General features: G+C 40.6%; 8 protein-coding genes and 1 tRNA gene. 3 read left to right on the forward strand and 6 right to left on the reverse strand.

Translation table 11 applies throughout. The features are described from left to right. Window positions 1–52: 52 nt before the first annotated feature. The gene (locus NU887_RS03840) at window positions 53–2,302 is read right to left on the reverse strand and encodes an outer membrane protein assembly factor BamB family protein (protein WP_258422026.1); all 2,250 of its coding nucleotides are present in this window, start codon (window positions 2,300–2,302) and stop codon (window positions 53–55) included. Between the two features lie 700 nt (window positions 2,303–3,002). After that, window positions 3,003–4,571, reverse strand: a complete 1,569-nt coding sequence (locus NU887_RS03845) for a M81 family metallopeptidase (protein ID WP_258422027.1) — start codon at window positions 4,569–4,571, stop codon at window positions 3,003–3,005. 383 nt (window positions 4,572–4,954) lie between these two features. On the opposite strand from NU887_RS03845, the gene NU887_RS03850 reads away from it, so the two are divergent. Next, window positions 4,955–6,235 (forward strand): polysaccharide pyruvyl transferase family protein, encoded by a 1,281-nt coding sequence (locus NU887_RS03850; RefSeq protein ID WP_258422028.1) that lies wholly within the window; start codon window positions 4,955–4,957, stop codon window positions 6,233–6,235. A 186-nt stretch (window positions 6,236–6,421) separates the two neighbouring features. Here NU887_RS03850 and NU887_RS03855 read toward each other — a convergent pair whose 3' ends face one another. Then, entirely contained in the window at window positions 6,422–7,312 is an 891-nt protein-coding gene (locus NU887_RS03855) for a glycoside hydrolase family 16 protein (RefSeq protein ID WP_258422029.1), read from the reverse strand. 891 nt (window positions 7,313–8,203) lie between these two features. Between NU887_RS03855 and NU887_RS03860 the strand changes: the two genes are divergently transcribed. Continuing rightward, on the forward strand, window positions 8,204–8,533 hold the full coding sequence (locus tag NU887_RS03860; RefSeq protein ID WP_258422030.1) for a hypothetical protein: 330 nt from the start codon (window positions 8,204–8,206) through the stop codon (window positions 8,531–8,533). Between the two features lie 258 nt (window positions 8,534–8,791). Here the strand turns inward: NU887_RS03860 and NU887_RS03865 are convergent, their stop codons facing one another. The 3 genes from NU887_RS03865 to NU887_RS03875 all read right to left on the reverse strand — a co-directional run bounded on the left by NU887_RS03865 (window position 8,792) and on the right by NU887_RS03875 (window position 12,553). Continuing rightward, window positions 8,792–10,504 (reverse strand): glycoside hydrolase family 43 protein, encoded by a 1,713-nt coding sequence (locus NU887_RS03865; RefSeq protein ID WP_258422031.1) that lies wholly within the window; start codon window positions 10,502–10,504, stop codon window positions 8,792–8,794. An 83-nt stretch (window positions 10,505–10,587) separates the two neighbouring features. Further along, the gene (locus NU887_RS03870; RefSeq protein WP_258422032.1) at window positions 10,588–12,237 is read right to left on the reverse strand and encodes a glycoside hydrolase family 43 protein; all 1,650 of its coding nucleotides are present in this window, start codon (window positions 12,235–12,237) and stop codon (window positions 10,588–10,590) included. A 231-nt stretch (window positions 12,238–12,468) separates the two neighbouring features. Next, window positions 12,469–12,553, reverse strand: a tRNA-Ser gene (locus tag NU887_RS03875). 332 nt (window positions 12,554–12,885) lie between these two features. Between NU887_RS03875 and NU887_RS03880 the strand changes: the two genes are divergently transcribed. Beyond that, window positions 12,886–14,412: a DUF4394 domain-containing protein gene (locus NU887_RS03880; RefSeq protein WP_258422033.1), complete on the forward strand. Its 1,527-nt coding sequence runs from the start codon at window positions 12,886–12,888 to the stop codon at window positions 14,410–14,412. Window positions 14,413–14,534: the final 122 nt, after the last annotated feature.

Consider the following 14,534-nt stretch of genomic DNA (forward strand, 5'->3'; position numbering starts at 1 on the left):
GTCTGGGTTTTGATGTCTGATTTGAATGATCTACTCTAAAGGTATTTAGAATTTATTTCTTATCCGGAAGTGCATACACGATATAGCCTTTGGGCAAAGCACCTTCCTTCTTGGAATGGTTGTAACTGTCCTTCGCAAAATTGGAAGTAGCATTGATGACAAGATATTGTTTGCCATTAATAGTGTACATACTTGGCTGGGCATTTGATTCATGGCTGAGTGTTTCCTCCCAAAGGATATTTCCGTTCTCAGCATCAAAGGCATACAGTTTCCCTCCCTTTGCGGTCGCGAATACAATACCTGTGGAAGTGACGACCATCCCTTTTCTCAAAACACCTCCCGGAGCGCCTTTAGACTGGTCGCCCTGCACATAAAGCGAATCCTGACCGACCGGTTTGCTCCATTTGATCGTGCCGTTGTTTAAGTCATAAGCCAATAAGGATGACCAAGGCGGAGTTGCCAATCCGGGCCATTCAAGTCCATACTCGGTCGTATAGCGAGCCTCAGGGTGTTCAACTCCCTCGGGATAGTCTGACATGGGCGCTCCTTTGGTCGAATCCGGTTTTATTTTAGCGCCTCCAGAAGCTACCACATTACCTTCCGGGGTATTGGTTTCTGCATTTCTTCGGAAATTGAAAGTAGCCGGATTTCCACCGAGGTACCTGTACATGGCTTTTAGCGTCTCTTCATCCACATGCACAAAACCCGGCATCTGCCCACGGCCGTTGATAACTGTACTTCTGAATTCATCATAGATCACATGTTGGCCGACATTCAATAGCGAAGGACCGACACCTCCCGACATATCTTCCCCGTGGCAGGTTTTGCAAGTGGTGGCATACATGGTTTTTACCTTTTTCAGCTCATTATCTGACAGGTTGATTTTTGGAGGTTCAACTTTGTTGAGCTTGTAAATCGAGGCATGCTCTTGGGTCAGAATGTACATGATCCCGTTTTCAGGATCGGCAGCAGTATTTCCATAATTGGATCCACCCAAAGCTCCGGGCATCATGACGGTTTCGTATTTGTCTGAAGGAGGAATGTATAAACCGGATTTTGCTGCATTAATCCTGTTATTCCAAACTTGTTTGAGGCTATCAGGAAAATATGGATTTAAAGTCCCAAGGGTCACTTCATGCTTAGTAAAGCTCGGAAGTGATGGGATAGGTTGGGTTGGCCAAGATTCTTCACCGGGCATTTCACTTTTTGGAAAAGGTTTTTCTTCGATTGGAAATACCGGTTCACCGGTCACTCTGTCAAAAACAAAAACAAAACCATGCTTGGTTGCCACTGCGACTGCATCAATTTCTTTTCCCTCTTTCTTTACCGTCATCAACTGAGGTGCAGGGGAAAGGTCATAATCCCACAGGTCATGGTGAACAGTCTGGTAATGCCAGATTCTCTCACCTGTCCGGGCATTGATGGCTACCAATGAATTTGCAAATAAGTTGCTGCCGATCCTGTCCGCGCCATAGTAATCATATGTCGGTGAACCGATGGGCAAATAAGCAATGCCTCTATCTGGATCAACAGAAATCTCGCTCCAGACATTGACGCCACCTACGTATTTGTAAGCGTCTTTTGGCCAGGTTTCATACCCGTATTCTCCCGGATGCGGGATGGTATGGAAAGTCCAGACATGTTGTCCGGTCACGACATTGTATGCACGGACATATCCGGGAGGAGAAAAGTAGCTTTCCCCCGGCGCTGAACCCAATATCAAAAGGTCATCAAATAAAACTCCGGGCATCATGGCCTGCATTCTTCGGATGGAAGTTGGGTCCCTATCAAGTCCTTCCCTTAAATCTACATAGCCATTGGTACCAAAATTAAGAATGGATTGTCCGTTGACGGCATCAATCGCCTGAAGGGTATTGTTAATGGTAAACAATAAGCGCTTGTCGGTTTTATCTTTGCTTTCCCAATAATTTATCCCCCTTCTTGTGATGCCATTCAAGTTTGCATGGATCCAAATTTCCTTTCCCGTGACCACATTCACAGCGATCAGGGAGGAATTTTTCCCCATCAGGTACATCGTCGTATCAACAATGATTGGGCTGAAGAAATAGGGTGATTCGTCTCCCGTAGGAAACATCCATGCTACTTCAAGTTCTGAGACATTTTCTTTGGTGATTTCCTGGGCATTGAAAAACCTGGATTGGTCAGGTGATCCTCCATAATGTGTCCAAGAGGTATGGTGATCTGAATCTTCCTGTTTACAACCGGAAAATAATCCGATAGCCAAGGGAATGGCAATAATCAATAATGATAAGTAGCGTGGTTTTTTTGGGTTTTGTAACATTTCAAAAGAAGGTTAATAGGCACTTTACATTTTAATTACAAAGTTCATGTTCCATTTATTGAACGTTTGGATTTTGTAACAATATGCAGGATTAAATATATGTGCAGAATCAATTATAGCAAAGAATGTCAAAAGGAGGATTGACCGCTTGTAATACTTTTAGTGTAAAATTGACACTAATTAAGGAAATAGAAGCTCAACCTTTTCTATCTGTGTGAATTTCGGGATGACTTAAATAATGTTGATGAATATTTTAAAGAATATCGGCCTTATTGCTCTTGACAGTCAAATCCCTCATTTTCAACCTGATTGATCCAAGATTTCCAATTCAGTATTTCCGGTATTTCTCAATTTAGTTTTGGAACAAATTTTTTTCTAAATGATAATTAATAAGATTAAAAAAATGGAATTCAGTTTAGTATAGGTTCTAATGGAATTTAAAACTCATAGAATGAATAAGGCAGGTCTATCAGGCCTGCCTTATTTGATAAATAGCTCTAACAAATCTTCATTTGGTCAGTGTCCGAAACAAAGAACCAGGAACAATTCTTTACCAATTTCCTTATTTAATTGATGTTAGATGCCATTTTGTAACTTGTTGTAAATAATCTGTGTAAAAATTTTTCATTACCTAATAAGATTTGAAATCATTCTGTTTTTATCCAATAGTCCCTCCAGTTATGATTTTCAAAATCTAACCTTATTTTTCGTGGGACAGAGGAATCAATTTTGGATTTAAGTCAGGATTTTCCATGTCCCTGTCAAAAGGAAACATAGGCCTGTTTATCCTCTTGAATTCCATCCTTTCCAGATCCTGATCCACGCCTCCCGGAGTAAGTGCCATGATCCAATCTCCGCGCATGTCATAAAGCTCGGGTACGAGGTAGCCGATTTTGACCACCACAATATCAGTTTGCCTTGGATTCAAATCCAACCTCGTGAAATCGGATTCCAAGTGGTAAGGTTTTCTTTTTTTGGTTACGATCACTGAGACGGAGCCTCTTTTGACTACCACTTCTGCCACGGCATGTTGATCGCCTTCGACGATGGAAGTTATTGTGCCGGATAAGAAAATCGGTGGGGAAAACCTCGAATCCACAGCCGCACCCACATAGCCTTCGACCTTTCTTCCAATGCCGGCAGCTATAGCTTCTTCCACAAACTCTGGACCGGGAATAGAAGCATAAATCAGTGAAGGACCATCGGCACTTTTGAATTCAGGCCGCTTCAGGATTTCATTTAAGGTCCAGGTAACATCCCCTGCACCTCCGGCTGTGGGATTATCACCCATGTCGCTGATCATAAATGGACGCTTGTCACTGGAAATCGCCTTATTCAGACTTTCCTCCAAAGTGGCAGTCGGTGCTATAAAATCAAATTCATGCCTGACATCCCAAAAGCTTTTGGCAAGTTCTGCTGCAGTTTTCTTTACCAATTCACCATCATCTCCTGTAACCATGACATAAGCTTGATTTCGGGGTTCATCGGCCCATGCATAGCCAATCCAAATGCCTGCATCGGTAATCCCTTCCTGAGCTGCAGCTGGTGCGACCTTGGCATACAGACTTTTGGCAGGATCTATTCTTGTACTTGTTTTTTCACCCGGCAATAAGATAGGAACCGCAATCCATGCTTTATAAGCAGGTTTTCCCATTCCTTTTTCCAAACGGCCCAAAAGATTGTCCACCGTTCTTTTTTTGGATTCCATGGCATCTTCATGGGGTGCCAAACGATAGCAGGTGATCAAATCTGTATGCTTAGCCAACCTTGGAGAAACGCTCCCGTGCAGGTCCATGGAAGTAGATATCACTGTTTCGGTACCGATGACTTCTCTGATTCTCATGATCATATCGCCTTCAGGATCATCAAGGCCCACCACACTCATCGCACCATGTATATCCAAAAAAAGACCGTCATAAGGCAAATTTTTTCTAAGGGAATCCAACATTTCCGTGACCAAGGATTCATACGTTTCCCGGGTGACAGCGCCTCCGGGAATAGCCCTTGCATACAGAGCAGGAAGCCAATTCGCACGTTTTCGGTTGGTAGAATCCTCGGAGAAAAAAGGATATAAGTTGAAGATTTCTTTTCCACGACTTACCCGAAAGGCATCCATTTCACTGACGGCAGGAGAAAAAGTACTCGATTCAATAGCAATGCCTGCAATGCCGATCCGGGGTAATTTGTCATGGTTTGATTTTTGGCTGCAAGCAACCACAAAGAGTAGGAGGGTAGCAAAAACGGAGAGGATTGGATTTATCTTATGCATGGTTGTTTTTTGAATTTGGAACTGTATAAAAGTATTCAATTATGCGAATACAAAAAAGCCAATAAATCTATAGAACTTCCATGAAAGAGGATTCGAATCATTTGAATTTTCCTGCAAGGTAAAGGGGTTAAGTCTTTTCAAATATTCAAAATATGGTAAGATATCGTACTGTCTTCTGTTGATTTGGGATTTGCAATTTCTCCTTTTCGGCATTACCTTAGTTGTCTTTGGGATATTTTGGACTCCAACTTCATCCTGATTGATACCTTCGCGGTTTAGGGTATGTGAGTGGATTCGCCATTGCATTCAATGCCGTTTCCAAACATTAAACCACGCACTGAAGACAGGATTTCTAATTCCCCATCCAATAAAGCGGAAAAAACATGGAAAATATTACCAGAAGAACATTAATAAAGAACACCAGTCTGTTTTTTCTTGCAGGCCTGATTGATCCATTTGCAAGCTTTTCAGTAACGCTCAAATCAGCAAAAACCATTTTATTGGTTTCAGGATGGCAAGATGTTAATATCGGGGATATTGCCCACACGCCGGGGCTTCTGAATGTTTTTGAAACCTTTATGCCTGATGCCAAAATCATTCTTTGGAAAAGAAGTAAAGGGGAGGAAGTGGGTAAACTGCTAAAAAAGTATTTTCCGAAAGTGGAAATCATTTATGGAAATGTCGATAAGGAAAAAAATGTAGATAATCCTGAAATCATGGAAGCGTTGAAACAAGCTGATGTAATGGTGCATGGATCAGGACCATTGCTGGTAGCTGCGGATAACCTTGCTTTTTGGATGAAAAATACGGACAAACCCTTTGGTGTTTTCGGAACGACGCTGCAGTCCCCAAATGAGTATCACCAAAGTATCCTCAAGGAAGCAAGTTTTATTTATACCCGAGAAACTCTTTCTATCGAGCATCTCGAAAGGGTCGGAATAGCCGGTTCTCATATCCAGTTTGCGCCGGATGCAACATTTTTTATGGATATCAGAAATGATGAGAAAGGAGATCAGTTTTTGAAAGAGGCTGGACTTGAAGACAGGAAATTTATCTGCGTCATTCCCAGACTTCGATTTACACCTTACCACGAATTCAATCCAAACAAAAACGGTTGGTCAGATACTAAAATAAAAGAGGTTGAAACTGTAAACGCAGCCAAGAAGGAAGAAGACCATGCCAAGTTGCGTGAAGCAATGATTGCCTATGTAAAAGAAACGGGAAATAAGGTCTTGGTATGCCCGGAAATGACCTATCAGGTGGATATTATGGACGAACTGTTGATAAATCCGCTTCCTGAAGAAATCAAGCCTTTTGTTATCAAGCGGGGCTATTGGTTTCCTGATGAAGCTGCATCTGTTTATCGAAAAGCCCTTGCAGTGCTGAGTTTTGAATGTCATTCTCCTATCATAGCAGCTGTCAATGAAACACCGTTTTTCTACCTCCGCCAACCCGAAGATACCATCAAAGGCCATATGTACTATGACTTGGGTTTTAATGATTGGATATTTGAAATCGAACAGACAGAGGGAAGTCAGATTACAGAGGCACTAAGGGAAATTTGGACGAACCTCACAGCTGCGCAACAGTATCTTAAAATAGGTATGGATCAGGTTAGTGATATCTATAAACAAAGAGTCGAAAGCGTAAGGGCATTAATCTGATTTCCAAAAGGAATTTTGGTTGAACGGCCCAAAACCATCCCGACAATTGTTGTGAAGGAAAAGAATGAAATGGTGAAATTACAAACTGATAGCGATCAGAATCCACTCAATCCCACTTCCTGGCATTTGAACTTAACCCGGCAGCTGTAAAGAAAAAAGGGATCGTCAAATGGAAAATCCAATGATTTACTTTGAACCACCATTCAATGGCTCATACGTCATCCAATCTACCTCCAATTCGAATGGCTGAATGGGTTTTTCAAGAGAATTAGGGTTGGTTTCCACAGCCCAATCATTAGTATGCCAAAAGTTCATTCTGTACCTAGTCCGATGTTGAGGTATTCCAATGGTAGTGCCGTGATAATCCCATAAGACTATTTTCTCACCACTGACAGGATGTACCATCCACCAAGTGATGCGGTCCTCATACCAATCAAATCCATAAGTATAAAATTTAGCCGAAGCATCAAAATCCTCAATGGCTTCAATGGTGGCAGGCTGATTTTGAATCCCGGATAACGGTGTCCTGAATCCGGTATCGCTTTCCCTATAAATCGTCTCATAAACAATTCCTTTGGCAAGGTTGATGATGCGGCCAACTCTCCTTAGCGCACCGGATTGGCCGGTCCATGTGCCAACATAAATGATCGTGGGATCGGCAAGCAGCCACTCAAAGTCAATTTCGCTCAAACCCGGCGCACTGTCCACATGGTAGGTAAAGTAGCCCACTACTGCACCAACATTGGGTTGAATGGAAACTGCCTCAGGAACTTTCAGACGCGCGGAATAGGTGCCAAAATGTGTGAATTCTTTTGAGATGATTTCTGGTCCGCGGCCTGCACCTGCATTTTCTTCTGGATCCAATTTGAAGGAGAGGATTTTGGTGCCGGGCTCTGAAGGAGAGTCCACCCCAATTTTATATTTGAAATCAGATTTGTTTCCTGTTGATCCATATCTAAAGTGAATTAAAGTTGAGTCCGAAAAATTCTCCTTAAATGAACTGTGGTACTTGTCGGTTTGGGAAATAGCGATAAATGGAATTAAAAATAATATCGCTGATAAGATTTGTTGTTTCATAATGGCTTCCTGATTGCGGTATAGCCAAATCTACAAATAAAATTCAGAGGTGTTTTGGCTTAGCTTCAGTTTGGTTTAGATTGTATTTACAGGTTTCTGTTTTGTATGATTTGTAATTCAATTAGTCAAGAATTACCTTTCGAATAGAGCTTTCACTTTTGAATCCAATTTCAAATTGGTTAAAATAGAATAGTAGATTAGATCCCACACCCTAGCCAAACTCAATGTTAACCAATACAATTAGGAGACAGAATAAAAGAAATGAAGGTTAAAAAACTTATTGAATGGATAGTATTAATTCCGTTAAAACTCATTTCATGGCTTTTGCTAATTATTATTGGGTTAGCGAATATTGCAGTAATCGTTATAGTTTTCCTTTTAGCTCCTCTTTCAATTTTAAACTTGATTAGGAAGATTTTTCCTGAAAACGGGGAAGTTGTGGTAATTAAGTTTTTCTTTAGTTGGTATGATTTGATATTGTATCTACCAGGTGCTGCATTGTCGTATTATTTAATTGTTAAACTGGTTTATCCATTTTCAAAATTGACATTTCTTAATTTCGTGATTTTGCCGATAAAGGATTTTTTTAAAAAGTAGTAAATCTGCTGCTAGGCGTAGGGATTTGCAATTACGCTTTCTTAAGGTTTCGAATTTGTAATTCAATAAACTAGAATTACCTTTCGATTGAGAGTTTTGTCTAAAAGACCAATTTCATATTGGTTAGGATAAAAGGGTGTAATTGCAAATTACACCCAGAGCACCATCGAACGTTATACTACACCCTGTGGGGGATGGAACAATTAGAATATTAAGATGAGACTGATTCTTATAATTGGAGGAATGTTTTTTATTTTCTTATCAGTAAACGGCATCATCCAAATCCAGAGAGAAATGGAAGTTTACAAGCATGGTAAAATTGTAAAAATGCAAATCATAGATATACCAAATTCTTGCTTGGGTACAAAAAGTAATTACAATATGATAGTGTCGTACGAAAACCTGAATTTCATCAAGAGGATTTCAGGAAATTATTGTGAGGCACATAATGTTGGTGACATTGAGGAATTGAAGTATTTAAATGGATCAAATATTGTATTGTTTCCTTACGAAAATCCAAGATCTAAATTTTACAGTGTAGCTTTTCTTGGGTTGGTTGGATTGGGAATTTTAATTTGGTATGGTTTCTTGAAAAAGCCTTTAATTAATTCGAGAGATAGATAATTTGTATGTTTAAATATCTAGATTAAAATGGTTTTTCAACGAATATCATTGAGAACTCTCCCAACTAGGTGTAGAATGGAGTTGGCGCTAGGCGAGATTTGTAACGACGGCTTTATATGATTTGAATTTGTAATTCTCACTTTTTAGCAAAACCAAAGATTATCTTTGGTTTTGGTTGAAATTCAAGTGCTAGTTAGAAAAGAAAAAGGGCAGAATTTTTAATTCCGCCCTTTTCATTAAAGTAACCTACTTGATCACTTATTGAGGTACTGCATCATTCGCCGCAGTGGCGTATAATCCGAGCAGGGTTCCAGTGAAACCTCCAGCGACATTGGTGGATAAAATATCTCCTGAAACCACACCTCCAAGGTTTTTCATTGCGCCGCCATCAATGCTATAGCTGAATTCATGGTCATCTCCTTTGGCCTTTACTTCCAGTTGAATGGCTCCTTTCAACTCAATTTTTTGGCTGGCGATGATGGTGGAAGTTCCCTTTTCTGTTCTTTCAAGGACGAGATAGAAATCGCTACCTTTTTTGGTGACACCAAAAACATAATGGAATTTCTCACTTTGAAGACAGGTGATTCCTGCAAGATCTTTTTCTGAAGCAGGTTTGTAATCCATGGTGGTGGAAAAGGAGAAATCTTTATGCTGTTGTCTGTAGAATAGGGTAGAGATTGGTTTTACCTCCTTGATATTCACTGCAAAAGGTTTGATCTCTACGCCATATTTGGAAATGGACATAAAATCCTCCCTTGGACCTCTCAAACCGATCCATCGGTAATCCAACTTGTCTGATTTGAATTCTTCCGTGTAGGTAAAATTGCCATTTGGAAAAAAGCCATCCTTTCCTGTTTTGTTTTCTGTAACACCTTTTGGCATTTTGATTTTGGGTTCCATCGGGATCAGGCCATTTTCGAAGACCGGAAATTCTCCCGACCAATCTACAGGAAGAATGAAAGTCTCACGACCTGAATTCACCCTATCCTTGGTATTTGGTCGGATTCCCAAAAAGACTCCGTAGTATTTGTTATCCGGTCCCAAAACCAGATCCGCATGACCTGCCCAATCCACTTTGTTCTTTCTGTCTTTGGCAAAATACCTTTGTGTCAGGATAGGATTGCTTGGAGCTGGGATGTATGGGCCCTTGGGATTATCACTTACAAAAATCACTTCGCTGTGCCAGCCACCTGTTCCGCCTTCAGCACACATCAGGTAATATTTTCCGTTCTTCTTGTAGATATGTGGCGCTTCGATCCAGGATGGTTTTTGTTTGATATCCACCCCACCGTCAACAATGATCTTGTCAGATCCCTCGATGACTTGGTCTGCCGCCATATCGTATTCCCAGATTTTGATCACGCGGTGACCGTTGTAGAGTTCCTTGCCTTTGTCCGGTGCATCATTATGGACGACGTATGCTTTCCCGTCTTCATCAAAAAACAATGCAGGATCAATACCTGAAAAATTAAGTTTATTTGGATCGCTCCATCCTTGTTTCGGGTCTTTGGTCTTCACAACGATATTTCCCATTCCTCCCGAAAACTGCGTGGTAATCATATAAAAGGTATCATTGTATTGGTTGTACAGGATATCAGGAGCATAAATACCTGCACTGATTCCTGAATCTTCCACTTTAAGTTGGGATTTCCTGTCAAGTACGTGACCGATTTGGGTCCAATTGACAAGGTCTTTGGAATGGAAAATCGGAACACCCGGAAACATCGCAAAGGACGAATTTACCAGGTAATAGTCACCTCCTTTTCTGGTGATGGAAGGATCCGGATAGCAGCCCTGTAGGATTGGATTGTAAAATTCATCTGCTGCCAATGGATAATCCTTGTAGACTTGGTCATTTCCCTGATAAGTAGTTTTGGAAAATATGGGTCCATTGCTCTTCTGACTGAATGCTCCCGAGAATGAAAGCAAAATAAAAAAGAGGCTCAATAAAATTGGTTTGGATATTTTCATGGTTATAGGTTTAAGGTTATCAATGGTTTTTTGTTGGTTTACATTTAAGGTACTTCTTTTTGAAAAGCATTTGATTTTCTGTTTCAATTTCCGATTTCTAAAGGATCCTCGTCAACATTGATTTTGAAATAATCGAAATCCACTTGACCTCCGGCTTCCTTGGTTGCATAGTTGAACAATGCAAACCTATAACCCATAAAATGGGGAAGCGTGTACTTCATTTGCAAAACATCTCCAATTTGTATCCAATTATTCCCATCTAGGCTGTAATAGAATCTGGCTTTGTCAATTTTATTTTTGAAGTCACAGACTGCTTTTAAATAAATTGTTTCTTGAAGGAGCCGAATGGATTGGATTTCAATTTCACTTCCATTTTCTGCCCTCTTCATCACAATATTTTTCCTTCCATTTTGAAAAGAGATGCCTATTGTTCCATAATCTCTCTGCAAAAGCCCCAAACCGGCAAAATCTCCTTCCTTCATATTCGAAACATCCACCATCACTTCTCCGCTGCTTTCAGGACCTACAGTCCTTTGGGTCAAGGTGTTCCTAGCTGTTAAAAAACTATCATCAACTCGGCTTGTTTTCAATCTCAAAAATCCCTTTCGCTCGTCCAATGACCAAAATTCTCGAACAGGATTATGGTTCCATTGCCAAACCAAAGGCAATTCTTTGTCTCCTGCATTTCTTTCAAAATCATCTGAAGCGACTATTCCGGGTAACAAGCTCTTATTTGGAGAAAGATCCAAAAAATCCGGAACCAGTCCGTCAGTTCCCATTACCGGCCAACCGTCTTCCCATTTCACCGGAACCAGGTAAGGTATCCTGCCTACAGCTCCATAATCGCGGAAGAGATAAGCATACCAATCGCCTTCCGTAGTATTAATTAACCCACCTTGTGCAACTCCTTTGTCTTGAAGCATCACTTTTCCTTCATAGGGTCCATTGATGTTGTCTGCTCTGTGAACAATGACGGTTCTCATGCCGCCTTTTGGCCAAGCGATGTTGAAGAGGTAATACTTGCCATTGACTTTGAAGAGTTGTGAACCTTCTGCAGGCAATCCGACATTGTCTCCGGCAGGGGCAGTGGCATTTTCGATCAAAACTCTTTCGGTTCCGGGTTTGATGCCGGACAGGTCAGGTTCCAATTCAAGAATTTTCAATGTTCCTGCGCCCCAAATCAAATAAACCTTTCCATATTCCTCAAAGAACAAAGTCAGGTCATGAAGTGAAGGTGGAAATGAAATTGATTTCCAAGGTCCTTTTTCTATATTCTTGGTGGTGTACACATGGGTTTTACCCGTTGTCTTTGCAAATGTCATGACATAATATGTGCCATTGTGGTATCGGAGCGAGCTAGCCCATGATCCTCTTCCATACCCATTTTCCCCGTTTTCCAGACCCATGGCTTTCCCTGCATCCAGGATGTCATAGGCATAATTGACGATCTCCCAATTCACAAGATCTTTCGATTTCATGATTGGTACTCCCGGACTCATATGCATCGTGGTGCTACTCATATAATAAGTATCACCAACTCTAACCATGGACAAATCAGGAACATCAGCATGGATGATGGGATTCGTAGCTTTTGGGTTTTGGGCAAACAGAAAATTGAAACATACCAATTGAATCAAAAATAAGAGCAGAAAAGCCTGATATATTGGTTTAGATTTTATGTTTCTATTGAAAAGGTATACCTTATGAATTCCGGATCTGATATCAAATTTCATTGAATTGACCATTATGCATCATGTCTCATTTGAGATAAGTGTGAATTTAACACTTAAATTTAAAAAACAACTCTCGAACCTGACCTAATTGTGAGATAGTAAAAATGCCAAAATAAGCGTGTTGCTTTTAATTCAGAGTAGGGAAGGACTGTTTTAGGTCAGGGCCGGGATGCAGGTGTGCTCCCGAGGACTCAAACACAAAAAGCCCGGCATCAGCCAGGCTTTAAAGTGCAGAGGAGGAGGGATTCGAACCCCCGGTACCTCACGGTACAACGGTTTTCAAGACCGCCGCGATCGACCACTCTGCCACTCCTCTAAGTTTATTCTAAAACGGATAGGTCGTTTACGGATTGCAAATGTATGCCTTAACTTTGAATTTGCAAAACCGGCAACTTCAAATTACAACTGATATTCCCTAATCTCCTGATTTTCTGATTTATTATTTTTTTGTTGGTTTCATTTCTCATTTTCAATCTGTCCTCTCGCATCTACTCTTTTCATTTATCTGCATTATTTCATCCCAATTTCCAATTAACCAATACTTATTGACCTGATTACTTTTTTCTGATTGTCATTTTTTTCTTTCCCCATAATCCAAAAAGGCCAACCACTTCGTATTTGCCTTCATCTAACCAAATTTTACCAACTATGATCAAATTAAACAAAGCAACCATGGCGAGAGTGCTTTTTCTCTTTGTGGTTTCAGGATTGACTTTTTCCTGTGAAAGAAAAAATGAGGGAATGCCTGTTGTGGACTTGCCTGAAATGGCCCCTGATGTCATGTTTACCGCCTTGACCGATGACAACCGCGTTGTGAAGTATCAGGCTAGAAACCTGGACTCACCGGTTGAAATATTGGATATTTCAGGATTACCTGATTCTGAAATGATTATCAGCATTGATTATCGACCTGCCACAGGCCAATTGTACGCTTTAGGTTCGTCAAGTCGATTATATATCATCAATGAAAATTCCGGTGTGGCTACTGCTTTGGGGATTAACTCTTTCAGCCCTGCCATATCAGGAGAAAATGCTTCTATAGATTTTAATCCCACAGTTGACAGGATCAGATTAGTCACTGAATCAGGTCAAAACCTGAGGCTTCATCCTGAATTGGGAACAGTGGTTGCCACAGATGGGAATATCAATGGAGGAATGAATCCAAAAATCGGTGCTGTAGCTTATACCAATAGCGTAGCCGGAACAACAATGACAACTTTGTACGACATCGATTTTGAAGGGGATAAGCTATTTATCCAAACTCCTCCCAATGATGGCGGTCTTCAGGAAGTTGGGGATCTTAAAATCAACATTAAAGGCATGGGTGATTTTGATATCAATCCGGATAATTCATCAGCTCTTTTGGTGGCAATTGAGAATAATCAATCGAGACTTTTTTCTGTCGATTTGGCTTCGGGAAGGGCAAAGTGGGTAGGAAAATTCAAAATGCCGATTATTGGCATAGCATTCAAAACCAATCCGGTAGCATATGCAGCCAATTGTGATAATGAATTCTTTAGGTTTAATCCATTATCCCCATCGGAGAATAAAATAAATTTGGTAGGTATGATGGCTGAAGAATACATAGTAGGCTTGGACTTTAGACCTATCAATGGGGCCCTTTATGCAATTACAAACAAAAGTAGGTTGTTAACCGTAAATACATCCAATGGGCAAGTTACACCAATAGGTTCAGGACTAAATCCAATGCTTTCAGGTACAACTTTTGGATTTGATTTCAATCCTACCGTAGATAGAATCCGTTTGGTGAGTAACACAGCACAAAACCTCAGGTTGCATCCTGATCTGGGATCGGTGGTCTTCAATGATGGAAACCTCAAGCCAGGTTCTCCAATGGTTAATGGAGCTGCATACAACAACAGTTTCGCAGGTTCTACAAATACGACACTATATGTGTTAGATTCAGAAACTGATATGTTATATATGCAGGTTCCTCCGAATGACGGAGTATTGGTACCGGTTGGTTCATTGGGAATCAACTTCAAGGATGAAAATGGATTTGATATAGGTGGAGCATCCAATTCAGCATTTGCTCATTTAAAAGTAGGGGATATGTCTGCCATTTATACCATTAACCTAAGTACTGGGGCAGCGACAAAAATATCAGATTTCAATGTGCATGTGACAGCCATGGCTTTAGGGCTAGGCTTTTAACGAAAAATTTTACTAGGGCTTATTATATTAAAAAAGTCTTCGGTTTTCCGAAGACTTTTTTTACGTCTATTTTTTTATTTGGTAATGTGGTCAAAAATAGTTGGTGACTTTTACTAAAAAAT

Origin of the sequence: Aquiflexum gelatinilyticum (assembly GCF_024741135.1) — a bacterium.
GTDB lineage: Bacteria > Bacteroidota > Bacteroidia > Cytophagales > Cyclobacteriaceae > Cognataquiflexum > Cognataquiflexum gelatinilyticum.